Annotated in this window: 16 protein-coding genes and 2 pseudogenes; 8 read left to right on the forward strand and 10 right to left on the reverse strand. The window is 45.6% G+C overall.

Annotation, left to right across the window (positions count from 1 at the left end):
* Positions 1-205 precede the first annotated feature (205 nt).
* From A8140_RS23910 to A8140_RS23930, 5 genes and pseudogenes are all read left to right on the forward strand, one after another.
* On the forward strand, positions 206-1,483 hold the full coding sequence (locus A8140_RS23910; RefSeq protein ID WP_005532489.1) for a maltoporin: 1,278 nt from the start codon (positions 206-208) through the stop codon (positions 1,481-1,483).
* A 103-nt stretch (positions 1,484-1,586) separates the two neighbouring features.
* A complete protein-coding gene (locus tag A8140_RS23915) occupies positions 1,587-2,396 on the forward strand; it encodes a MalM family protein (protein WP_005532490.1) in 810 nt (269 codons plus the stop codon).
* Positions 2,397-2,670: 274 nt separating this feature from the next.
* Positions 2,671-3,078, forward strand: coding sequence for an early set domain-containing protein (locus tag A8140_RS23920; protein ID WP_005532491.1), 408 nt, complete (start codon positions 2,671-2,673; stop codon positions 3,076-3,078).
* Between the two features lie 87 nt (positions 3,079-3,165).
* Positions 3,166-4,788 (forward strand): annotated as a pseudogene (locus A8140_RS23925) (alpha-amylase family glycosyl hydrolase).
* A gap of 344 nt (positions 4,789-5,132) precedes the next feature.
* Positions 5,133-6,752, forward strand: a complete 1,620-nt coding sequence (locus A8140_RS23930; protein WP_005532493.1) for an endonuclease — start codon at positions 5,133-5,135, stop codon at positions 6,750-6,752.
* A gap of 134 nt (positions 6,753-6,886) precedes the next feature.
* Here A8140_RS23930 and pulA read toward each other — a convergent pair whose 3' ends face one another.
* Positions 6,887-10,873 (reverse strand): pullulanase-type alpha-1,6-glucosidase, encoded by a 3,987-nt coding sequence (gene pulA, locus A8140_RS23935; protein ID WP_005532495.1) that lies wholly within the window; start codon positions 10,871-10,873, stop codon positions 6,887-6,889.
* A gap of 516 nt (positions 10,874-11,389) precedes the next feature.
* Between pulA and A8140_RS23940 the strand changes: the two genes are divergently transcribed.
* From A8140_RS23940 to pdxY, 3 genes and pseudogenes are all read left to right on the forward strand, one after another.
* Positions 11,390-12,595, forward strand: a complete 1,206-nt coding sequence (locus tag A8140_RS23940) for a tetratricopeptide repeat protein (RefSeq protein WP_005532496.1) — start codon at positions 11,390-11,392, stop codon at positions 12,593-12,595.
* A gap of 218 nt (positions 12,596-12,813) precedes the next feature.
* Positions 12,814-13,149: pseudogene (locus A8140_RS23945) on the forward strand (IS5/IS1182 family transposase); the annotation flags it as partial.
* Between the two features lie 183 nt (positions 13,150-13,332).
* The gene (gene pdxY, locus A8140_RS23950) at positions 13,333-14,202 is read left to right on the forward strand and encodes a pyridoxal kinase PdxY (RefSeq protein WP_005532498.1); all 870 of its coding nucleotides are present in this window, start codon (positions 13,333-13,335) and stop codon (positions 14,200-14,202) included.
* Positions 14,203-14,285: 83 nt separating this feature from the next.
* Here pdxY and A8140_RS23955 read toward each other — a convergent pair whose 3' ends face one another.
* From A8140_RS23955 to malT, 9 genes are all read right to left on the reverse strand, one after another.
* On the reverse strand, positions 14,286-14,780 hold the full coding sequence (locus A8140_RS23955; RefSeq protein WP_005532499.1) for a hypothetical protein: 495 nt from the start codon (positions 14,778-14,780) through the stop codon (positions 14,286-14,288).
* A 265-nt stretch (positions 14,781-15,045) separates the two neighbouring features.
* Complete coding sequence (gene sstT, locus A8140_RS23960; protein ID WP_005532500.1) at positions 15,046-16,263, reverse strand: serine/threonine transporter SstT; 1,218 nt, start codon at positions 16,261-16,263, stop codon at positions 15,046-15,048.
* A gap of 364 nt (positions 16,264-16,627) precedes the next feature.
* The gene (rsgA, locus tag A8140_RS23965) at positions 16,628-17,704 is read right to left on the reverse strand and encodes a ribosome small subunit-dependent GTPase A (protein WP_005532501.1); all 1,077 of its coding nucleotides are present in this window, start codon (positions 17,702-17,704) and stop codon (positions 16,628-16,630) included.
* A 256-nt stretch (positions 17,705-17,960) separates the two neighbouring features.
* Entirely contained in the window at positions 17,961-18,251 is a 291-nt protein-coding gene (locus A8140_RS23970; protein ID WP_005532502.1) for a PTS sugar transporter subunit IIB, read from the reverse strand.
* A 190-nt stretch (positions 18,252-18,441) separates the two neighbouring features.
* Positions 18,442-18,909 (reverse strand): copper chaperone PCu(A)C, encoded by a 468-nt coding sequence (locus A8140_RS23975; RefSeq protein WP_005532503.1) that lies wholly within the window; start codon positions 18,907-18,909, stop codon positions 18,442-18,444.
* Entirely contained in the window at positions 18,899-19,513 is a 615-nt protein-coding gene (locus tag A8140_RS23980; protein ID WP_005532504.1) for an SCO family protein, read from the reverse strand. The genes A8140_RS23975 and A8140_RS23980 overlap by 11 nt, the downstream gene beginning before the upstream one ends.
* 9 nt (positions 19,514-19,522) lie before the next feature.
* The gene (locus A8140_RS23985; protein WP_005532505.1) at positions 19,523-19,948 is read right to left on the reverse strand and encodes a hypothetical protein; all 426 of its coding nucleotides are present in this window, start codon (positions 19,946-19,948) and stop codon (positions 19,523-19,525) included.
* 184 nt (positions 19,949-20,132) lie between these two features.
* Positions 20,133-21,050: a polyprenyl-phosphate transporter gene (locus A8140_RS23990; RefSeq protein WP_005429253.1), complete on the reverse strand. Its 918-nt coding sequence runs from the start codon at positions 21,048-21,050 to the stop codon at positions 20,133-20,135.
* Positions 21,051-21,965: 915 nt separating this feature from the next.
* Entirely contained in the window at positions 21,966-24,677 is a 2,712-nt protein-coding gene (gene malT, locus A8140_RS23995; RefSeq protein ID WP_005532506.1) for an HTH-type transcriptional regulator MalT, read from the reverse strand.
* Positions 24,678-24,930 lie beyond the last annotated feature (253 nt).

Genomic DNA, 24,930 nt, shown 5'->3' on the forward strand with positions numbered 1-24,930 from the left:
TCTCATCCCTTCTCATCCCCCCTAAATTAGTTTGGGGCGGAGGAAGTCATCCTTGTACTCCTTGGGTAATCTGCAGACTGTTGAAACAAACGGGGACTTGTTCCCATCTTACCTCTCTTTCTTTAGGTGCATTTTTACTGCCTATATGTATCCAAAAGAGTGAGCAGGGAAGACAGAATTATAAATACCCTTAATGGAGTTAAGAATGAAAAAAGTAAGTGTAATTGCTGCTGCTGTTGCTGCAACTTTAGCTGCTGGTTCTGCTTTCGCAGTGGACTTTCATGGTTACATGCGTGCTGGTGTTGGCGTAAGCGCTGACGGTGGCCAACAATTAACGTTCGAAAAGAACAAAATTGGCCGTCTAGGTAACGAAGGCGACATCTACGGGGAAATCCAATTAGGTCAAGAAGTTTACAACAAGAACGGTAAAACGTTCTACGTAGACTCGATGATCGCAGTAACTTCCAACGGCTCTAACGATTGGGAAGGCACAGCATCTAACTGTGGTCTAAACGACGATGGTGATGCAGTCAGCTGTACCGACGACGCCGAATTCGCTCTACGCCAGTTCAACGTTCAAGCTAAAGGTGTTCTGGGTTTCGCTCCAGAAGCAACACTATGGGCAGGTAAGCGTTACTACCAACGTCACGACATCCATATCTCTGACTTCTATTACTGGAACATCTCCGGCGCGGGCGCTGGTGTTGAAGGTATCGAAGCTGGTCCAGGTCAATTATCTTTTGCATGGGTTCGTAACGACCGTGGCGATATTGCGGACCCGGGTAACAATGGCGGCGATGCAAACGTTAACACTCTAGACTTACGTTACGCGGGTCTTCCAGTATGGAAAAAAGGCTCTCTAGAACTTGGCCTAAACTATGCCCTAGTTAACGAAACTGACGACGCACCAAATAGTACTAAAGATGCAGAAGACGGTGTCATGTTCACTGCCGAATTGACTCAAGGTCTAGATTCTGGCTTCAACAAAACAGTATTCCAGTACGGTACAGAAGGCTACTCTAAAACAATGGCATACTACGGTGACGGTAGCTGGTACGGTGCAGAAGCTGACAGTGGCGCATCTGGTTACCGCCTAATCAACTGGGGTGTAATCGGCATGGGCGAAAACTGGGAAATGGGTCACCAGTTAGTATACGGCGTTGGTGAAGATATGTCGGCTGGCCAAGACAAGTTGGAAACCATGTCTGTAGTTGTTCGTCCAATGTACAAATGGGATGACAACCACAAAACTATCTTTGAAGCTGGTTACGCTATTGATGATAACGACGGTGCAGAGAACAAGTTCGGTAAACTAACTGTTGCTCAAGCATGGTCTGCTGGCTCTAGCTTCTGGGATCGTCCTGAAATCCGCGTTTATGCGTCTTACCTAACTGCAGATAAAGACGACAACTCAAACGCATTCGACGGCGGTCGTTCAGACGATACATTCCAATTCGGTGTACAAGCTGAAGCTTGGTGGTAATCATCTAGCCACTAAGTCCTAGATTGTCCTAGAATGATACAGCCAGAAACTTATCTGGCTGTATTTATTTCAAAAAACAATAATGAAGTCGAGGTAGACGGTAATGAAAAAATGGCTTGCTCCCGTGCTGTTGGGAATGTTGGCTACAGGATGTACTTCTGTAGAACAAGTCGATATAAGCCCGAAAGGTCAACTACAAGTGATCACGCAGCCGGGTGATATTCAATGGGTACCAGTTGATGTACCTGTGGTTACTAAGTTTGCTTTGACTGATGAAAGCCAGATGCTGCTAGATGGTGATAGCGCAGGTGCAATTGCAGCGTTCGCATTACCAGGTAATCGTGGCAGTCTCGACATCAAACTAGAGACATTTGTAAACAAAAATCTAGAGTTTTACGCACCTAATGTCGTTGTTATGAACACGGCTGGTGAAACTATCTACCAAGCAAATTTCTCAAAGTTTAGGTACGAGCCAGCAAAACTGTTGGATAACGACAAATTCGTACTTGAAATGAACGTGATTCCAGACATGACAGGTAATGACTTGCATGTACTGGTTTACACAACTTCCGCTGATCTAAAAGGAAGTTCTGAAGTTCTTCACCCTGCAAAAGCCTTCGCACTGGCAAATCATACTCAGCCACCAGATATTGCAGACCCTCAAGCGAAACACAGCTCATTTGGCCAGTTCCGCTTTTCAGTATCCGCGAACGATATCGTGAATACTAAGATTGTTGCGAAAAACGACAATATTCCTCAAGGTACAGATTTAACCAGCTACTACCACAGTTCTATCAAGGCAGCGGTTGCCGCGGACGATATTCCTAAAGCGCTTACACTGCTAGATGAAGCAAAAGCGTTAGGTATTAAAGGTGCGCAAGAAGTATTTGTTAAAGCAGTAAATACAAAATAATTAAATTATAAAAGCCGACCGATAATGTCGGCTTTTATATTATACATTTAGTTATATTTTTCACAGATTATATTATTAACATTTAAAGTTTAATTAATTTCACTTCATAATATATCCAGTGCTAATTCAATTAGCACATGGTCGAATAAAAATAAGGATATAACGTGAAAAATTAATTATAAATACAGCATGCACTCTGGCTGCTGTTTCTATCTTATCTGCTTGCTCGTCAACATCATCAGAAAATATTGCGCAAGATGAAGTAAATAATACGGTGGCATTAACAAGCGTAAACCTTGATATGATGACAAACTGTGCTCTGCCGGATTCTGCAGAATTAGGCCCATTATCTAAAGACATTTTTGTTGTTGGTAGCTTCCCCAATGCCGATTGGAAGCATGTTGTACAGCGCAAGTTAACCTATAAAGGAAACAAAGTTTATCAAGTGGTTACCGATGAAGTCGCTGGCAAATATAAAATGCAGTACGCCGCTGAACAATGGAAGCCACAATTTACAGCTAAGGGCAAAAAGTTAACGGTTGGTCAATTAAATGAGTTGACTTATGGTGGCTACGGTACGGATACGAAATTAGAGATTAAAGAACCAGGGAAATATTTGTGGAGCTTGGATTTTAAAGATAATGGCTCTCCTTACTCGATCATGATTTCTAAATGCCAATAATATTCCATTCAGTTATTTAAAATTTATTTTTATTTATTAATCCTTGTATGGGGAACATGTTGGGTTAATTTTATTTGGGAGAGTTTAATGCGCAACGTAAGATATAAACAACTATTTGGCCAATCACTTTTAGCCTTGAGTGTGGTTGGTGCTTTATCCGCGTGTAATTCCTCTGGCGGAAGCGACAATGGCAGCACGCCACTTCCTGATACAAGTTATGCTTGCCAAGCGAATGTAATGGAGCAAAGCAACCAACTTCGCACCTATTAAATCATGGTTGAGAGCTTTGTTGATGGCGATTCGAATATCGGTCATGGCACAGGTTACGGCACCAGCCATCATAACGGTGATCTTCAAGGGGTTATCGATTCGCTCGATTACATCCAAGACTTGGGCATGAATGCGATTTGGTTGACGCCAGTTTTTGAATCGGAAGCCATTGATGGGCAGGATCATTGTGCCGATCGTTTGGATGCAACGGGCTACTTCGCCACGGATTATTTTAAGATTGATCCTCGCTTTGGCGATTTAGAAACGGCGAGAACCTTAGTTGATGAAGCACACAAACGCGGCTTGTATGTTTTCTTTGATGGTGTATTTGGTCATCACAAAGAAGGGTTGATTAAGCCGTCTCCATCGGGTTTATTACCTTCTGGTTCGAGCAATCCGGTCGACTACCCTGCAAGTTTGGATTTCTACAAAGAAGTCGCGACTTACTGGGTCAAAGAGCTAAAAATTGATGGTTGGCGTTTAGACCAAGCGTACCAAGTCCCAACCGTCGCATGGACACAAATCCGCAAAGCGGTGGATGAAGCCTCACAGAGTGTGACTTACACCAACGCGGAAGGTGATCAAGTGAATCCTCTGGGTTACATGGTCGCTGAGATCTGGAAAGGCGAGTCAGAAATCGCGAGTGATGCATATGGCGCGGCTGACGATCCTGCGTTGTGCTCGGCATTTGATTTCCCAATGCGCTATCGCGTGGTGGAAACACTGGCTGTTAATGAGAGTGGTGTCGGCGGTCGTGGTGTGGATTGGCTAGACAATGGCTACCAAACACACAACCAATATCCGTCTCATGCTCAGCCAAACTTGATGATTGGCAATCACGATTTGGTTCGCTTTGGTGATTTGTTGCAACGAGGCGGATTAGCGGATGTGAACGATGCTGAATATTGGCAACGTCACAAAGCCGCGTTTGCATTCCAAGCGGCTTACACCGGGCCAATCACTCTCTATTATGGAGATGAAATCGGTGACCAAGTTGATGGTTTTGCCGCAAAAGAAGACAACAATACGTGTGCGGTTCGTGGCGTATGTGATGACCATGTCGCTCGCAGCAGTGCCAAGATCGAAGGCGTAACTGCAACCTTAGATGCTAACCAAGTTGATCTGAAAAACTACGTTAAGTCATTGATGACAATGCGTGCTGAACATCCTGCTTTGTATCAAGGCAATCGTAATAACTTGGTAGCAAGCAATGGCAGTTATGTTGACTTGAAAGTATCTGGCGACGACCAAGTCTTATTTGCTTTGAATACCCTTGAGAGTGCCCGCAATATTGTGCTGACAGAAGCGCAAACCGGGAGTAATCAAGCGCTGGTGGATTTAATCACTAACCAACAAATCACGCCAAGTAACGGGCAATACCAAATCCCAATGTCATCATTACAAGGGCGCTTCTTCAAAGTGACGCCAAACACTCAATAAGTCATTCTCAATCAAGATAACCCATACCAAGCCAAGTGTTGTTCTCTACCCCAATAGAAACGCACTTGGCTTTTTTCATCACTTTGTCTAAGGTGCCGCTCTTTTTAGTCATCGATGGCGATATTCCACTTTGAGGCCCCGCCTTGTTTCTTTACATCTCTTTGTTTTTTATCGCACAACCGTCCATGCAGAAGTGAAAGAAACAGTGCGCAGTTTGTGAGATGTGCTGCACGATAATGAGAATATTCACATTCATGCAACGTCAAACTGTGATTCAAGGCTTACCCATGTGTAATTGTTATGTTTATCTTTTTGGGGATTTATATAACTAATGGAAAATTATAATGAAATCCATAACGAAACCCCTCTGTCTCTTACCTCTCATTTGCTCTCCAATCGCCTATGCTGAGGTCTTGAATGGAGACTTTGAACAGTGGAATGGCAATGCACCAACGCAGTGGTCTGTGATTGATTCTGGCATTGCCGTTTCACCAACCAGCAATCCGCACAACTCAGGTGGTCTTGCGGCTCAAGTGATTGTAAATACAGGTACCCAAAGCAACACCGACTTTTTGCAAACCATTAATGTGGAGCAGGGGAAAACCTACCCATTTTCAGTCTCGGTTTACCATACTGAAGGTAATGTTAAAGCGCGTTTTGTAGTTGATGGATACCACAGCTACTCTAACCCTCAGCAAACCAATCAGTGGCAACAAATCACCCATAGCTACACTGCATCATCTAACAAAACGATCAATGTCGGATTACGCTTTTATGATAAATCTGGCTTTGATGGTTCCGAAGTCGTTTATGTCGATAACTTTCAGCCAAACCAAAATGGTGGCACTCAGCCGCCAGTAGAAAGCTGTAATGACAACAAAGTGCTACTGACATTGAACACCGACAGTTATGGCTCAGAAACCAGCTGGGAACTGAAAGATAGCCAATCGCAAGTTCTGTTTTCAGGCCAAGGTTTTGAATCTTCGAAAACCTACGAAAAAACCATGTGCTTAACGAATGGTGACTACCAGTTTACGATCAGTGATAGCTATGGGGATGGCATTTGTTGCGGTAATGGCAGTGGTTCATACGCCTTAATGTTTGGCCAAACCACATTAGCGTCTGGTGGTGAATTCACGAAATCTCAAACCACAAGCTTTACTCTTGGTGGTTCAACGACGCCTCCGCCAGTGGTCGGGGAATACTATAAAGCCGCAGAAGGCAAAACAGGTTTTGAGTTGAAAACAGCGCTGTTTAACATCATCAAGGATCATACAGGGCGCGGCTACTCAGCGATTTGGACCTTAGTGAAAGACGCGGACATAGACAACTACTACGAGAAAGATGGCTCCATTCTCGATATGTATTCTGAAAAGCCATCTGGTAGCGATACAGTAAGTTTTACCAAAGTCACCGACCAATGTGGTCAATACAGAACTGAAGGCGATTGCTACAACCGTGAGCACTCGTTCCCGAAAAGCTGGTTTGGTGGCAAGGTTGAACCGATGAACTCGGATGGTCACCACTTGTTTGCAACCGATGGCTATGTGAATGCGAAGCGCAGCAACTGGCCATTTGGTGAAGTGGGTAACAGCACTTACGTATCTAGCAATGGCTCAAAAGTTGGTTCAGCAAGCTCTACTTTGGGCTATTCAGGAACGGTATTTGAACCTATAGATGAGTTCAAAGGTGATTTTGCTCGTGCGTATTTCTACATGGCGACGCGCTATGAAAACGTCATTGGCAACTGGGAAAGCAACTCTAGCAACTCTGACGCGGTATTGAACGGCACGAAAACGACCGTCTTTGAACCATGGATGCTGAACATGTTGAAACGTTGGCACAAAAACGATCCTGTTAGCGCGAAAGAGATCAGCCGTAACCAAGCGGTGTTTGAATTCCAAGGTAACCGCAACCCGTTTGTGGATCACCCTGAGTTTGTAGAGATCATTTGGGGTAATTAATCCTAAACCACCAAAAACACGAAAGCCGCCTAAGTTAAAAACGTTAACTTGGCGGCTTTTTGGTGTCTGTTAAAGCACAAAAAAAGGGAAGGTATTACCCTCCCCAAACTAGCACGTAATTGTGCCTACTGTTTTTAGTTCTGAGTCACCGTCACGATTGGCGCTGCTTTATCCGCTGCGTTGAAGTGGAAGTTGTAGTTTCCATCTTCTGCTAGTGTGATGCTGATGTTGCCACTTGAGCCACCCGCTTCCATAGTCAGTGGTGTGCCAAATTCAATCGCGCCTTGACCACCAAAGTTGGTTGCATCTGCCCAGTCGGAGCTCGCTACTTTCATATCGAATGTGCCCGCTTTTAGATCGATGTCTAAAGAGTAAACATCATTCGCAACGTAGCTGAATTTTGCTGTCTCTAGTGCCGCCCAGCTTGCATCGGTTACATCACCACGTAGGTAAAGTGCTGTTTCGCCGAACGTTGGTGCATCCGCTGATTTAGTCACAGATACAACAGGCTTTTCTACGCTTTCATCTTGAGCGTGCAGTGCGTTCAGAGTGAAGTTGTACTTACCTGTTTCAGCAACCGATAACTTACAGTTACCTTCTGAGCCTAAATCTAGTGAACCAGACGCTTGCTCTGCAGCATCACAACCAATGTTTGGATTTGCCCAGCCAGAGTCCGCAAATTTGAACTCGTGCTCACCAGCTTCAAGAATGCCAGTTACAGAGTACATGCCGTTGCCGATGAAGCTCATTGCCCAATCGCTGTTGTCCGACCAATCGTTCATTGTGCCCTTAACGTAAACGACTGTTTCACCGTAAGGAGGAATGCTCGATACGTCTTTGTTGTCAGTGTTTACTGGTAGACCTGCACCTTGAGCGCCGTTTTGTGGTTGAACAAATACCGCTGTTGTTAGTGCTGGAACCGTAAAGGTTTCGCCTGAGAAGCTTGCGCCTTTCACACGGTTATCTGCAGAGTCTTTTTGAACTTCATGCAGTTCGAAGCCAGTTGCACCTTCAACTTTGAACGATTTCGTTTCTGATGTTGAGTTCACTACTGCCACGATTGCATCGTAGTTGGTATCAAGATCTTTACCTGCTGATACACCGTCATCAATAGACATGACGATCAAGCCTTCTACTTGGTCTTTGCCTACGTTGCGGAAGTCAACGCGGTTCATGACTTCTTGAGCAGTATCTAAACGGAACAGCTCGCTTGAGCTACGGATAGTAAGTAGTTCTAGGAATTGTTGCTTAGTTAGCTCGATATCGTCAGTGTTTGGCATCGCAGTACTGTCAGCAACGATCGTTTTGATCAACTCCCAGTTTGCACCGTCTTTGTCTTCACGAGGTAGACCGACGTTCCAGTTGTTGTCGCTACCGTCGAAGTAAACGCGGTTGAACCAGTCACCTGAATCGTAAGAGTCACGCTGCATTGATTTCGAACGCAGTAGTTCAGAACCCATGTGGATGAACGGGATACCTTGACCAAGCATTACCGTAGATAGAGACACAATTTGCATACGTGCGCGGTCAGCAGATGAAGTGCCAGTCGCGATCTTGTACGCGTTGTTGTCCCATAGCGTTTGGTTATCGTGCTTAGATACGTAAGAGATGTTCTCAGAAGGGATCTTAGTGTAACCCGCTGGCGCACCGTTATAGTCTACGTTCTTACCCAGTTTAGTCTCACCTTCGAAGTCTAGAAGAACGAATTCTGCTAGGTTACCTGCCATACCCAGACGTACTAAGTCTTGGTTGTGTAGACGACCGTTTACCGCTTCTGCATCTGTCTTCGTTTCTTCGTTCGGGTAACCTGCGTTACCAAAACCTTGGTTAAAGCGAAGTGGGTGCTTACCTTCAGAGTCCACACCGCCATCGAATGGGCTGCCACCACGAACCGCATCACGTAGACGGTCAGAGAAGGTACCGATGCCAGTGCCAGCCATGTTGATTTGTGTTGCTTGATCGAAGCGAGCGTTGTTTGCTACTTCACCGAAGTCCCAACCTTCACCGTAGAATAGTGTGTTTTCATCGACTTGTTTAACGCGCTTCAGAGCGTATTCCATTAAGTCTTTAGGTTGGTGTGCCATCAAGTCAAAACGGAAGCCGTCAACTTTGTAGTCGTCCGCCCACACAAGCAATGAGTCAACCATCAGTTTACCCATCATCAAGTTCTCAGTTGCTGTGTTGTCACAACAAGTTGAGTTCTCAACGCCACCCGTGTTCACATTTAGACGGTGGTAGTATCCAGGGACGATCTTATCTAGGACAGATTTTTCGTTTACGCCCGATGCATTAGTGTGGTTGTACACTACGTCCATAACCAGCTTGAGATCCATTTTGTGTGTCGCTTGCACCATTTCACGGAATTCAAGGATACGTTTAGAACCGTTTGGATCGGTCGCGTAGCTGCCTTCTGGCACAGTGTAGTGGAATGGGTCGTAACCCCAGTTGAAGCTGTCTAGCATGCGTAGATCGTTCATCAGTGCTTGTGCTGCACCCGTTGCTGGATCGTAGCTGTTTAGTACATCTTCAATGATTTTAGCGTCGTCTTCAGTTTCACAGATTGAAGCCGCTGGTTTGATGCCACATAGCTTGCCTACGGTATCTGTGATATCAACGCGGTTTTCTGCGTTTTCGTCAACCGTTGCAATATCGAACGCTGGAAGAATGTGAAGCGTAGTTAGACCTGCGTCTTTCAGTGCTTGAAGGTGAGTAACCGACTCACGCTCTGCTTCTGTTAGTGCTAGGTACTTACCGTTTAGAGATTGCGTGCCTTTCGTATCGCTAAAGCTGAAGTCACGAAGGTGTGATTCGTAAAGAACGTGGTCTTCATCTTTTGCAACCGTTGGTCGGTCGTAGTTATCCCACTCTGCTGGTTTCAACGCAGCGCTGTCTAGATCGACAACTTGTGAGTACATTGAGTTTTGCGACAAGCTTAGCGAGTAAGGGTCAGTCACTAGACGAGTTTCAACAACACCAGTCGTCGGGTGGTAAACCTGAACTTGGTAACGGTAGAACTTGTTCAGTACGTTGCCTTGTGCTTCTGATTCCCAGATACCTGTTTCTGGGTTCTCAGTCATTGCAACTGTCGCTTCTTCTGCAAAGTTCGCATCGTAGATGATTAGGTCAACGTCTTGCGCGGTTGGTGCCCAAAGTTTGAATGTAGCCGCGCTACCTTCAACAATTGCGCCCAACTCTTCACTGATTGCATTACCTGCATCTTCATCTGCAAATACGGCATCAAGCACGCCTGGTTTTTGTACTTCAGTAGCTGAAGTCACATCGCCATCGACATTGTAAGCGACCATTACGATTTGTGATTTTAAAATCGTACGTAGTGTCTCGGCATTCACGTCGATGCCCGCAGCTTGCAGGCTAGCAAGGTGACGGAAGCGCTCTTTTAGTTCATCAGACAAGTCGCCAGCTTTTGTCAGCTCAACCGCTGTACCGCCAGTGATTTGCTTGTCTTCATCCATCTTGATGTCATTGGTCAAGCTGTAGTAGAGCTTCATTGAGTCAGCACTAACTGCCGCTTCCCATGCGATGGTTTCAGCGTCTAACCAATGGGCTTTTTGGCCATCGATGTCTACAGGGCGTTCTTCGATTGGCTCGTAGTAAAGCTCGCTGCTGCCGTGGAAGCCGAATAGGCCTTGTGATTCACCTAGCTTGGTCAGGTCCACTTTTGAATTGCCACTGCCGAAGGCTTTTTCGTCGCCTTTGTGCAGGATGAAGTTCATACAGTTATGTGGGTCAGACGCATCTGGATCGACTTTAAGCACGTAGTACGCACCGTAAGTGTCGCTGATGCCATCGAATGGAAGTGGTGATGCCCAGTCTGTACCGCCATCAGCAATCCCCATTGCTTCTAGGTCAGTACTGGTACAGCCCTCACCATTCCAAAGGTGCAGACCCCAACCTTCGTAGTCGCTTGCTGTTGAAGCTGATGCTAAGTCACGTTTGTAATAGATGACAACTTCGTTCTCTCCCGCAGGGTGTAGGCCAGAGCCCGGGTTCGTTGTGTCATCGCTAGAGCTATCACTGCCACAACCGCTGATAACCGCTACGGAAATCAAAGGCAGAACGGTTTTGGCGATCGCTGATAATTTAAATGTTTTATTGTCCACGTTTACAAATCCATTGTTATTGAATTGATAATAGGTTGGCAAAATGCCGAAAAGGAAATGTTCAACTAGATGCTAATACACTGAACTATCAGCAAAATGTGAGAGCAGGCCGTTAAGTTTTTTACAAGTGAAAATTTTCTATCACAGTAGATTTTGTTCACAAATTAAATAATAAATCTGTCGCATAGTGAGATATCGAGCACAGCCTAATGATGTAAATTTTTATAGGAGGAGAAAGGGGGGATGATAGGGGATGAGAATGTCTAAGCCCCAAAACTGTGACTTATTTCTATAAAAATAAGGGGGATATTTATCGACTAAAAATAAGTTTGGTTGATACTGAATAAAAAGACGTCATTCATGACTTGTAAACTTCAGATTTTACTTACACGGTCGTTATATAATAGAGACGGTGTGCGCTTCATTGCGTGAGCGTATTGACACCCAAATTCGAATTTACAAGATTTTCCTGTCGAAGGGGAAATCCTTATGGGCCCGATTTAAAAGAGGCGGTTTATGAGTAGTATGGGCATTGCTATTGCAGCAACTGGCCTTTCACTCATCCTGATATTTGTTTGGATGATCTCGTTGTCGATGCGAAAGCAACGTCTCGAGGCAGAGAGGAAAGCGCGCGAGGTTGCGTATCGCAAGGCGATGCAAAAAGCGCGAGAGCAAGAACGTAAAGAACGTGCGTTTAAGGCGGAAACGGGCCATGTGCCGACCATTCTCTATTTAGCAAAAGAAGCGGAACGAGAAAACATCAAGCAAGCTCTGTATTGGTACGACAAAGCCGCCAAACTGGATAACGTTACCGGCATGTACGGTGTCGTTCGTTTGGCAGAGCGCATGCGTGAAGACGTGATCTTAAGAGAGCAAGCCAACTTTTGGCGCACGGCGATTGCGGGCTTAGAAGGGGATGTTGAGGCGAAGTTTGCCACTGGTAAAGCGCTCGTATTTGGGCGTGGTACAGAGAAAAACATTCCTAAAGGTCATCAATTAATCGAAGAAGCTGCCGATGAAGGCTGCATTCCAGCCATGCTGTATATGGGTGAGTGGCAGTTGTCACCAGAAAATACATCAGGTCAGCGAGCAGACGCCTTATTTTGGTTTATGAAAGCCGCAGAACAAGACAGTGCGGATGGCAAAATCCAAGTTGGCCTTTGTTACCTCAATGGCATTGGTACTGAAAAGAGCATGGTAAAAGGCTGCTACTGGTTAGAACGAGCAGCAGAATGTGGCAGTGCAGAGGCCATGTATCATGCAGGTGAAGCTTGGAAAGACACAGGCAAAACAGGTAACGCGATTGCTTACGTTTGGTTGTTCTTGTCTGCGAACATGGGTTATGAGCCTGCGAGAGTTGTACGCGATGAGGTAGCCAGCAATATCGGTGTGGATGTGGTGGTTGGCTTACAATCAATTGCTAAACCGCTACAAAGAAAGTTAGCGTCTGGTGTTGTGAAGAAGCATTCTATCATTCGTGCATTGAACAAGGTCTACAAACGTGAAGTTTACTTCCCTGGTGAAGAGGAGCTAAACGAGCTGCTCAGTGAGGAACAGCATGATGAAGCAAGCCTCCTCGGTGACACACCAGAGTTGAACTTTGAAACGGAGATGCCTGTTCAACAAGAGTTTGCACCTCCACCAAAACAACCTTCCAAAGAAGTGCTCGATTTTACGCAAAACTTTTTACAGCCACAGAATCTCAACAAGCCTCATTCGTGAGGCTTTTTTATCACTCAAATTCTTCTTTATTCTATCGCTTACATATTTGTTGGGTGATCTTTATGCAAAGCTTCAACAGAATTTTACCTACCACCAACCTATTCTTATATAAATCAATAAGTAGTGATTCCCCCCTAGCGGCTTTGTTGCGTGATTCAATTGAACTAAATCCAGAATCTACGATCTGTTCCGTTACGTTCACTATCTCTCGTCGCCCCATGCCTAAACCACGTTACAAAACAACCAACTGGAAGCAATACAGCCAATCACTCATTAACCGTGGCTCTCTGACCTTTTAGATTGATGAAGAGGCGATAAGCGGGTTGGCGAAAAGCAAGCAGAATAAGTGCGTGAGACCACGTCGGGTTACAGATGGGGCAGTTCTCTCGAATTTACTGAAACAAACAGGCCGAAGTATCCTCGAGGTATCTGGTGATGGGGCTTATTACACGAGAGCGTGTCAAGCTGCTATTAAGATTAAGGGAGCCATTGCGCTTATTCCCCCAAGAGCAGGGGCAGCCTTCTGGGAGCGGGGGCACCATCGAAATTGCGCTCAATAAAGACAAAATGGAAATTAAGAAAATGGTTCTGAAAACCAGCTCTCCAAGCGATTCTAGCGAAGAAGGCTAGAATTGAGTTAGAGAATCTTGGTTTGTCGGATACACTACTGGTTTCGCAAATCTGGCGCTCGCCGCTGTCTTTGAACTATTGATAACAACAAGAAGAGGTCTGGTACTATGCAAGGTATCCTCTCTATACAATCTCATGTTTCTTTTGGTCACGCTGGTAACAGCAGTGCCGTTTTCCCAATGCAGCGCATGGGTTTCGAAGTGTGGCCTATTCACACGGTTCAATTTTCTAACCATACCCAGTATCAAGAAGGCTGGACGGGTCGTGCGTTTTCGGCTGATGACATCAGCGAATTAGTTCGTGGTCTTGGCAATATTGGCGCGCTAGAGAAGTGCCAAGCCGTTCTGACTGGCTACCAAGGCAGTGCTGAGCAATGTCTGGCAGTAGAAGATACCGTCACTAAAGTTAAACAAGCGAATCCAGAAGCGCTTTACGTGTGTGACCCAGTGATGGGCGCGCCAGACAAAGGCTGTATTGTTGCGCCGGGTATCGCAGATAACTTGTTGAATCGTCTAATGCCAATGTCGGATGTGATCGTGCCTAACCAGTTCGAACTAAGCCAATTTGCAGAGATGGAAATTCACACGTTGGATGACGCAATCAACGCTTGTCAGCGTGCGCTAGAAAAAGGCCCTAAAGTGGTGTTAGTGAAGCACCTTTACTGCCTGTCAGATGACAGCTTCAACATGCTACTTGCGACGTCAGAAGGCACTTACCTAGCGAAGCGTCCACATTTTGAGTTTGCTAAAGCACCCGTTGGTGCTGGCGATTTGATTTCGGCGATTTTCACCGCTGGTCTATTGAAAGGTTGGACGCCAAAACAAGCGTTCCAACACTGCCACGACGCTTGCTATGGCGTACTTAACGCGACTTACCAAGCGGGCGAATGGGAACTGCAAACCATCGCAGCACAGCAAGAGTTCGTTGAGCCTAGCGCGCACTTCCCATTGGAAGAAGTAACACTCAGCCAAGCGTAAATTCAGGCTGTAAGCCGTAAAAAGTGAGCACTTAGCTCCCTTTTTGATTTCTATAGCCTGTTCTATACAGCGTTAAGTCTGCCCTAACAGCGAGAGGTATCAACCTTAAAGCTGTGTCCATCCGCGCCTTTGCCATCCATTCGGTAGTAGGCGTAGCATTTGCCAGCCATGAGCGCTTCTGGTGATTCGTCGTTGCCATACCCAACCATGGAGTATTGGTCGTTCTCGATGAAGACTAAATCTGTCTGTTTCATCTCATCGGTAATGGTTAGGTTATCGAAGAAGCTGACCTGCTCACCGCACTCACTTTGGGTTTCTGGGTAGCCATTGTAAAACTCTTGATACCCAACGGTGGTTAAGACGCACTGGTCGGCCCCTTGGTCTTGCTTAAAGGCTTTCGCGTTCTGATTGAGAATGGAAACGTGATACTGCATGTCGGCGAAGATCACTTGAATGGCGGCTGTGCGGGCATCAGAAGTACGTTGGTTGGAGTGATAAACAGCATACGCGGTTAAGCCTCCGAGCATTACAGCCGTTAACAGCCATTCTTTTGACGAGAATCCAGACAACAATCTCATTGGTTTTTACCCTAAATACAACTCAACCATACGTATAACAGGGCGGGATTCTACGCATCGATTTTCGAAAATTTAAGGGCAAATTGTGTGTTTCAGAAAATCCTGACGCAAAGTTGAAGTATGATCAAAGTATGAGGAGAGGAGCATATTGCTCCTCTTGCATTTTGAATTCGTTTGGTGTGGCGGTATTAATTGGCGTTTACACAAAAAAGGGGAGCCGCATTGGCTCCCCTTTCTATTTTTATATCTTACAGATACTTAAGTCTTACTGAGCTTTCTTCTGTTCTGATTTACAAACAGCGGCAGTGAAGATAACGTCTGTTGAGCTGTTTAGCGCTGTTTCAGCCGAGTCTTGGATCACACCGATGATGAAACCAACCGCTACAACCTGCATTGCTACGTCGTTTGAGATACCAAACAGACCACACGCTAGTGGGATAAGCAGTAGAGAACCACCTGCAACACCAGATGCGCCGCACGCTGATACCGCTGCAACAACACTCAGTAGTACTGCCGTCATTAGGTCAACTTCGATACCCATAGTGTGTACCGCTGCTAGCGTTAGTGTAGTGATAGTGATCGCGGCACCAGCCATGTTGATAGTTGCGCCTAGTGGGATAGACACTGAGTACGTATCTTCGTCTAGGTCTAGCTTCTTACATAGGTTCATGTTAACTGGAATGTTCGCAGCACTTGAACGAGTGAAGAATGCTGTTACGCCACTTTCACGTAGACATTGGAACACCAAAGGATATGGGTTTTCTTTGGTTTTGAAGTACACGATAGCTGGGTTAACCACTAGCGCGATGATCATCATTGAGCCTAGTAGTACCGCTAGAAGGTGAGCGTAGCTTGCTAGTGCGCCGAAGCCTGTTGTAGCAAACGTTGATGCAACCAAACCAAAGATACCGAAAGGCGCAAGACGAATGATGAAGCGAACAATGTGAGAAACACTGTGGCTTAGATCTTCGAATACCGCTTTTGTCGTTGCTGATGCGTGGTGAAGTGCAAGACCAAGGCCCACACCCCAAGCAAGAATACCGATGTAGTTAGCTTCTACTAGCGCGTTTACTGGGTTATCAACCAGTTTGAACAGCAAGGTTTGTAGAACTTCTGCGATACCTTGTGGTGGCGTTGCACCTTCAGCGCCTGTTACTAGCGTTAAATTGGTCGGGAAAAGGAAGCTTAGTAACACTGCGGTTAATGCTGCAAAGAAAGTGCCCGCTAGGTAAAGAACTACGATTGGACGCATGTAAGTGTGTTGGTTTTTCTTTTGGTTCGCGATAGACGCAGCGACCAAGATGAACACCAATATTGGAGCAATCGCTTTTAGCGCACCTACAAATAGACTACCCAGTATACCAACGCTCTCAGCGTGGCTTGGTGAGATCGTTGCAAGCAAGATACCAAAGACGATACCGACAAGGATTTGGAGAACGAGGTTACCGCGAGCGTATCGGGCAACGAGACTGTTGTGTTGCATTTGCATACATCATTCCTGCAATTTTTTGCCTCAGCAAACGCGCAAATTCAGTCATCACACAGCGTAATATTCCCTTGCGTTAAGGGGGCTGAATCTTGTTATTGCGTTGCTAAGACGTCCTGATTATCAATTATCCTATATTTATAAATTCAGCTATTTTCTCGCTGAATATCACACATCTTAGCTTGGTAATATTTTGTGTCTAGTTTTAGTTTGTCCTTAGTTTAAATGTTTGCTCAATGTTATCGTTATTGGTCTTTTGTGTTGCTTTGTATGGCAAAGTATGAATGATGATTTTTGAGTAAGTTATTAAAAAAGGAGGCGTTAGCCTCCTTTGTTCTATTGATTACGTATTTGTAACAAACTAGTAACCTTGTCGTCGTTTGCGCTTTTCGCTGGCCACGTTACGCCCCATTTTGCTTAACTGTTTGTACTGCGCTCGCTGTTTTGCAAGTGTTGCACCGTTATGAGCTTGCTCGCGTAATAACTTTTGATAGTTAGTAAAGCGGCGCGACTCCAATGAACCACCCTCAATCGCGGCTTGAACCGCGCATCCAGGTTCGGTTTGATGTTGGCAATCATTGAATCGGCAGTTTTCTGCTAGCGCTTCAATATCAGCAAAGGTTTCGCTGACCCCTGTTTCACTATCAGCCAACTGGATCTCACGCATTCCTGGAGTATCCATGAGGATTGCACCAGAGGGCAGTAGATGGATTGAACGAGAGGTCGTAGTGTGTCGACCTTTGCTGTCATCTTCACGAATACCACCTGTCGCTTGTTGTTGCTCGCCAAGTAGAGTGTTCACCAAGGTTGACTTTCCAACTCCGGAAGAGCCGATGAACGCGACAGTTTGACCTTCACCGCACCAACTCATCAAGGTAGCAACGCTCGATTCCTCCAGACCATTCACGCTTTCAACCATAAGCGACGGATCGAGTTTTTGTACTTGATCCATGAGTTCGTCAGCATCCTCGCATAAGTCTGCTTTCGTTAGCACAATAACAGGCTCGACGTCGGTTTCATTAATGAGTGATAAGTAACGTTCAATGCGGCTCAGGTTAAAGTCGTGGTTGAGTGAACAAACGATAAATACTGTGTCTATGTTGGCGGCGATAAGCTGCTCAGCGACCCTGCTACCAGCGGCTTTACGGCTGAATAAGCTGCGGCGCTCAAGTAAACGAGAAAACTGCTGCTGGTGGTTTAGAATCACCCAATCGCCAACGGTCATGCTGGGTAGTGATGTTTGGATAGATAAGTGAGTTTCACCTTGCTCGCTAACCACAACATAACCACTACGATGGTGAGCAATCACTCGCGCGAAAAGCGTATTCTCGTAATCGTCTAACGTCAGTTGTTGTTGAAAGAACGGTTTCCAACCTAATCGTTTTAATGGGTTAGGCTGAGTTAGTATTGTTTCACAAAAATAATGTGTTTTATTCATTGTTGAATTATCCCAGACGCAACAAAGCGCCTTAATACAAATCGCATTAGGGTCTAATTCGCATAGAGCTGACCCCGGTGAAAACCGGGCAAAGAGGGGAGGAGTTGCGGCTTAGCCACGAGAAAAAAGTTGGACGTTTACCCTTTCACTGCCCAGTTAGTGTTATTCATTACAATCATCATATTTCCTCTTATGTTGGTGAGTTAACGGTCGGAGTATAGCGGCAGTAATGTGATTCTTACAATTCCTTTGTGTTTTATTCGACTTTCTGCCATCTCTTGTGAATAGTGTTGGCTTTTACGCCGTAGATGATTTGAATATGCCGCTCATCAATGATCACCACGCCATGTGCCCCGTGTGCTTTCAATGCTTTTTGATTCACGATAGAGGTGTCTTTTAGAGTTAGGCGTAATCTTGTCGTGCAAGCACCGGTTTCCACCAAATTCTCCATGCCACCGATAGCGTTAATAATAGTATCGACGTCTTGTACTAGATTTGGATTCACTTGCGTCAGCATTTTGAAGACGCGAGAAAGGGCTTTTAACATGGCGAGAAACTCGTTCGTCAGCAAAGCCTTGTTTATATCTCAGCTTTGGCTGCTTCGCGCTGATTTAGGACATAAAACTTTGCATTGATTACTCTGTGAGATGGTTTTTGATAGCTGTTTAGGGAAAAGATAGAGGAATAAAAAAGCTCCTCACGTTGGAGGAGCTTTGAACTGATTTTCCGATCAACAATTAATGGTGATGTTCGTGCTTTTTCATTCCCGCCATGACTTTTTTGACCGGTGCGGTAAAGCTTTGCTTTTGACCGTTGTCGTAAGTCACGGTGACTTCGATTTCGTCACCTTCATTAAGCGGCTGCTTAAGATCGAATAACATAATGTGTAGGCTGCCCGGTTTTAGCTCGGTGGTCCCTTTTGCCGCTAGTGTGATGTGGTCTACTTGACGCATCTTCATCATATCGCCTTCTTTAATCACATCGTGTAGCTCGACTTTTCCTGCCACTGGGGTTTCCGCTGCAACGATATTGATGTCTTCTTGGCTTCGGTTAGCAAAGGTCACAAACACAGCACTAGTGACCGCACCTGGCGCCATTGCTCGTGCATACGGCTCATGTGGCATCACGTTGAGATTTGCTTGCGCTAAAGGGCTTAGAAGTAGGGCGGAGAGTGCCAACGTTTTGATTGCGTGCTTAGCTTTCATTGGTTTTTCCTTCTGCAGTCAGTTTGGTTATTGCCTCGACAATTGGCGCAGGCGTTAAGGTATGCGGCACTTTGGTGATAAGTGTGCCGTCAGGCTTCAAGAAATAGAAGTAAGAGCTGTGGTCGAGTGTGTATTTCAGCTCCGAGCCTTCAAGCTCTGTTTTACGGAAAATGACACCGTACTTATGAGCAAGTGGGGTGGTCACATCAAGTGGCGCTGACAGACCTTCAATCATTGGGTGGAAGTAATGGGCGTACTTAGCGGATGCATCTGCTTCGTCGCGTTCCGGATCAAGTGAGATGAACATCGGACGCAACTGTGCTTTTTGTGCATCGTCGATTTGGTTGAGAGCGCCGGCTAGCATGGCTAATGAGGTTGGGCACACATCTGGGCAGCGCGTAAAGCCAAAGTAAACAATACGAATTCGATCATCACTAGTGTCGAAGATATCGACAGGTTTATCGCCTTCGCCAAACAGCACGCTTTGTTCGGTAGCGACTTGTTGCGGTTTTTTCTCTACCTCTTTTTGGCCGTCTAGATACGTTTTAGTACCAAAGCCGAGAACGAAAGCAACCACGAGAAAAAGAGACCAGTTACGGCTCATAGTTATTCCTTATCTTTGCATTTTGAGGGCTGGGTAGATGATGTCTTTTCCGTCGGAAAGCTCACCAACCCACGTCATTGAATCTTGTGTACAAACGGGCAATGTCACATCGCCCACAAATTTACCCGGCGCCACTTTCTTCAGCATGAATTTTGGCTCGCCCATTTCCATTTCTCGACCAACCAAACTTAATACTAGCTGATCGGCTTCGCTGTCTTGCCATTCGACTTCGAGCTGAGCTGGGATCAGAGGTTGAGCAGTATCGACGCTAAGCGTCATCGCAACATCATGTTGGATGCAAGGTTCAGTAGAGAGGAAACAGTATTCATCGAGCGACTTAGGCTCGAGCGCTGAAGAGAAGTTTTTGAACAGGGTAGGCGCGTAAAAGCCAGCAACCAGTGCAACGGCTATCCCTGCGATTTGTAACACTTTCACTAAGATTCAGTATTTATCACTTAACATTGCCAGCATCCTAGCACAGATGGGATGTAGGAAAACTCGTAACTTCAACAAATTGTGCACTATCCTGATCTATTTGAAACTTATCGTTTGTGAAGCGTAAACAAAAAAAGCGGAGCCAATGGCTCCGCTTCCTAAATGATTAAACAGTGATTTTGCTCTACTTGTTTGAATCTGCAAACTTCTCTAAACCAAGCACCAGCGCGATAGCGGCTAGCATCATGATCACAGCTAACACTAGTTGTGATGGCTGAGATGTGATGTGCTCAAACTCAAACGGTGATAGGTTTTGCTCTAGCAATGGTACTTGTTCACCTTTCGAGTTTGTACGCCATGTTAGCGTCTCTTTCCAAGGCCAGATCTTTGGTAGCGTACCGATCATCAAGCCTGTAAGGAACATCAGAGTGACATCGCGGAACTTGCGGAGTAACCAAGATAACAGATGAGAGAAGGACAACAGACCGACCACACAGCCAACAAGGAACAGCGCAAGGATATCAATTTGGAAACCTTTCACTGCGCCTAAAACAGGTGCGTACATGCCAATCAACAGCAGAATAAAGCTACCTGAGATGCCCGGTAGAATCATCGCACAGATTGCGATGGCACCAGCAAGAATGGTGTTGATCGCCGTTGGTTCCATATGAAGTGGTTTTAGCACCGTGATGCTGTAAGCAAAGCCAACACCAATTAATAGTGCGACAAAGCGAATCGCATCGCGCTTTTCTACTTGGCGAATGATGTGGTAAACCGACACCAAAATCAGACCAAAGAAGAATGACCAAATCGGAATTGGATGGGTCTCTAGTAACCAACTGATCAGTTTAGCCAGAGTTGCGATGCTGGTGAAGATGCCTGCAAACAATGAAATCAGGAAGAAGCCGTTAATGTGGCTAAATGCGGCTTTGAAGCCATCTTTTTTCCAAATCGAGAAAAGTGATGGGTTAATACGTCGAATGCTTTCTAGCAGCGTGTCGTAAATGCCGGTAATGAATGCAATGGTGCCGCCTGACACGCCAGGGACAACATCAGCTGCACCCATAGCCATTCCTTTAAAGTAGGTGATTAGATAGTTCATTTCTCAAGTACTAAGTCATGTTGATGGCAGTGAGTATACAAACATTGATGTCAAAAAAGTATGAAATAGTGCTGCTGAAGATATCGAAATGATTGCTTATCAGAACATCTCGGGTGAAGTTGCGAGTTTCAACGAACCAAAACAGGCAGATATGCGAGATTGGACGACAAAGACGTTGAAATATAAAAATCGACAAATGGTATAAATTGCCTAGGACAAACGATAATTTTGGTGAATTTGGCTAATTGATGATTTATTTATCACTTATGTGGCCAGTTTGCGTCTTGCAACTGCGCTTTGCATTTTGGGTTTGCATAATGCAAAGGTGGAGGGTGTAACAAGATTTTATATGAGATCTTGTGCCCAAAAATAGTGCTTTTTAAACTGGCACGATTAATGCATAATTCTTTTCGACCCTTCTTAAGCCGAGGGTCACCTAGCCAACTGACGTTGTTAGTGAATACACATTGTTCACAAAATACATAAGCCAATCGCCCTAATTGCGGTTGGCTATTTTTTTGTTTGTAATATACCCAAGTGACTTCAAGATGCAGGATTCAGAGCGTTGTCATTGATTCGGGGGCAAGGAAAACAACGCCGTGTAATAGCTAGCTCTTTCCAAGTTGTTTGACGCAGCAATCGAGTCAATGACACGCTCCCAAAGGGCGAGTTGTCTTGGCTTGTATACTTTGTTGCCGATTCTTGATTTAGACCCACTAAACCTTTAAATCGCCGCCGCGTCTACAAACCAAGTCATTCTCGCTGAACCTAGCATCTCGAGGCTACTTGGGTATATATGTACAACGTTTCCTACGTGCTTTGCAATTTGCACTTTTCAAAGATTAATTAGTAATAAAAAAGGGCTGACGCATAACGCCAACCCTTGTGTTCACCACTTATATTTACTCAATCCAATCAGTAACCCATTAGCTGCAATAAGTTTTCCGCTGTCACGATCGCTTCCTTACGGTTGGCAATGTTGAGCTTCTGGTACAAGTTACGAATGTGAGTCTTAATCGTTGTGCCTGCCACATCCAGCTCTTGTGCGATTTGCTCGTTGCTAAAGCCAGAGTAAATCAGGCCAAGTACTTGCCATTCGCGTTGAGTCAGTGGGCTAGTACGAACCAATTCCGGTACATTCGGGTGATTGACTAGCTTCTCGATAAAGTCTTCATCGAAGTGAATAGAACGGCTGCGTTGGTTCGATGAAATGTCTTTCATCAACTGTTGCGCACGATGGCGTTCTAGGTCGCCCAACTCATGACGTAAGCTCAGCTTCTCTAGCAGACCACCAATGGTTGCACCGTCAGTTAAGAAGTTACCTACCATGCCTGTCTGATTTGTCATGACCAGTGCTTCTTTCAGCAGTGTTTTGGCTTGCTCTTCGTCTTTCTGGCGTGCTGCCAAGATGGCTTCGACAACCAAGTTACGGTTCGTATCCGTGACCAAATTCGTACGGCGAGCTTCGCTTTGTAAAAAGTCCAGTGCTTCGCGCGCTTCATCATACTGACCAAGGTTGATATGAGCACGAGCAATATTACGCCATTGCAACTGTTGGAAGTGGTTACATGCCGATTCAGGACGGACGGCGGTGTTCAACCATTCTTGAATCGCTTCTGTATTGCCGCGCGCTTGCCAGAATAAGATCAGAGAAAGTGAGGCATTTGCTGTCCAGTCAACGTGGTAAGTGGATTGCTTCATCAAATGTTGGATATGTTCGATGAACTTGCCGGCTTTATCCAACTCACCACGGCCAATGGCAATGCGAGCCAACATTGAGTAGCTGTGTAAGTGTTTACTTGGTGAGTGGTTTTCTAGAATTTGCAGGCCTTTGTACGCACATTCTTCCGCTTCATCTAAGCGGTTCCAGCACCACAGTACCTGCGCACGAATACGTAACAAGAACTCATGAAGAGGAACGTGTTGAAGTTGCTGATCTTCAATCAGACGGAAGCCAGAATCTTGAAGTTCAAATGCGGCTTGAACGTAGCCTTGGGCGATCATGATTTCGCTTTGCTGCAAGATTGCCCACAAGGCTTGGTGGTAAACCTGATACTGGCGCGCCAGTTTTTCGGTTTGCTGCATCATTGGCAATGCGCGATCCAGTTTGCCTAATACGTGGTTAACTTCGCCGACGACCGACGTAGCCACAATACGGCTGCGGTATACGGTTGGGTCAAGCTGGCTTAAGGCAAGCTCGGCAAGCTCTAATGCGTGCTCTGGTTGGTTGCTGTTGATCGCGACCTGAGCGAGTAAGGCATTCGCTTGGCCTTGATAGCCAGAATCGATTTCAATATTACGCTTCTTGTGCTCTTCTTCTGCTTCCGCTAGCAGTTTGCCTACTTGGTTATAGCGGTGTTGACTCTGCGCTAGCCACGCTCGCAACATCGATAATTTCGGATGGCTGAACAACAGATCTTTATCAAGTTGGTTGATGGCAGACTCTAGGGTCGTCAACTCGCCTTGGTTGAACATCTTCCAGCCGAACTCATTCAAGATTTCTACGAGCAGATCGGTGTCGTTGGACTTTTGGGCGTGATGAATCGCTTGATGAGGGGCTTTTTGTTTAAGCCAAGCAACCGCGGCATTGCGATGTAGGTCTTTTTCTTGTTGAGGAATGCGAGCAAGGCGCTCATGAGATAAGAACTCACCAAATAGGTTATGGAAGCGGAACCAGTTTTGCTCACCTTCTAATAATGGATAGATAAACAAGCCGAAGCGGTTGAGTGATTCAATTATGCCTAGCGCGTCTTCACGCTGAGTCAGGGCAAACACGAGCTCGTCGTTGAAGTGGTCAAGCACCGACACTTGCATTAAGAAATGACGGGTTTCTTGGTCGAGAAGGTCAAAGACTTCCTCTACGAGGTAATCCCACAGATGCGCGTGGTTAAATTGAGACACCGATTCTACGGTTTGTGCCAGTGTACGGTTCTGGTGCTGCGCTTGCAGTGCGATTAGCTGTAGCGCGGATGGCCAGCCCTCTACGTAAGTGCGCAGGTTATTGGCCATATCTTCATCGATGCCATCGGCAATGCGTTGGTTAAAGAAACGAGTAGTTTCTTCGGTATCAAACGCCAACATCTCGTTGCCGATTTCAATCATCAGATCACGGACGCGAAGGTTCGCAGTACCCAATGGTGGCGCCGCACGGCTAGTGACTACCACAGTCAGGTTGTCTGGCATGTGCTTTAAGAAGAAGCGCATTGACTCGTGAATTTCGTCGTTAGTGATCAAATGGTAGTCATCTAAAACGACATAGCATTCGTGCTGAAAATCTGCCATCTCAGCGAAAACTTCGCTGAATAAAGAGCGTAAAGAAGAGAACTGACGTTTCTCAGCCAATTTTTGTGCGTTGGAGCATTTGTAGTTGGTCGCTTTGTTTAAAGCTTGCAGCAAATAGTTGACGAAGCGAAAACCATCGTTATCACTGTCATCAATGCTGTACCAACCCACATTGGGTTTATCTGATAGCCACTGCGCTGCCATGGTGGTTTTCCCATAACCAGCTGGCGAGCGAAACAGTACCAGTTTGTAGTAAGGCGCTTGTTGCAGTAAGTCCAATACTCGCGGGCGGACGATCGCATTATGCAAGCGGCCAGGGCGGGTAAGTTTAGATGGAATCCACATTATTAATTCTGTCCTTAAATCTTTTGAGCTAGCGAAACTAGAAATTGACTCACACCACTAAATTCTAGCTTGTATAAAAAGTGTACAAGCTTGCGAGTCGTTGTGGATGTTACGACATCAGAAATGCCTCTTACTTTGATCCACTTCCTAATTCTCGAGAGTTGATGCAAATGCCATCAACTACGCCCTATATTTGTGATTTTGGTCACTTAAGAGCCGGTGGTATTGAACCCATGTAGAAAGAGTTGCACAT

This window comes from Vibrio campbellii CAIM 519 = NBRC 15631 = ATCC 25920, assembly GCF_002163755.1.
In the GTDB taxonomy this organism is placed as follows: domain Bacteria; phylum Pseudomonadota; class Gammaproteobacteria; order Enterobacterales; family Vibrionaceae; genus Vibrio; species Vibrio campbellii.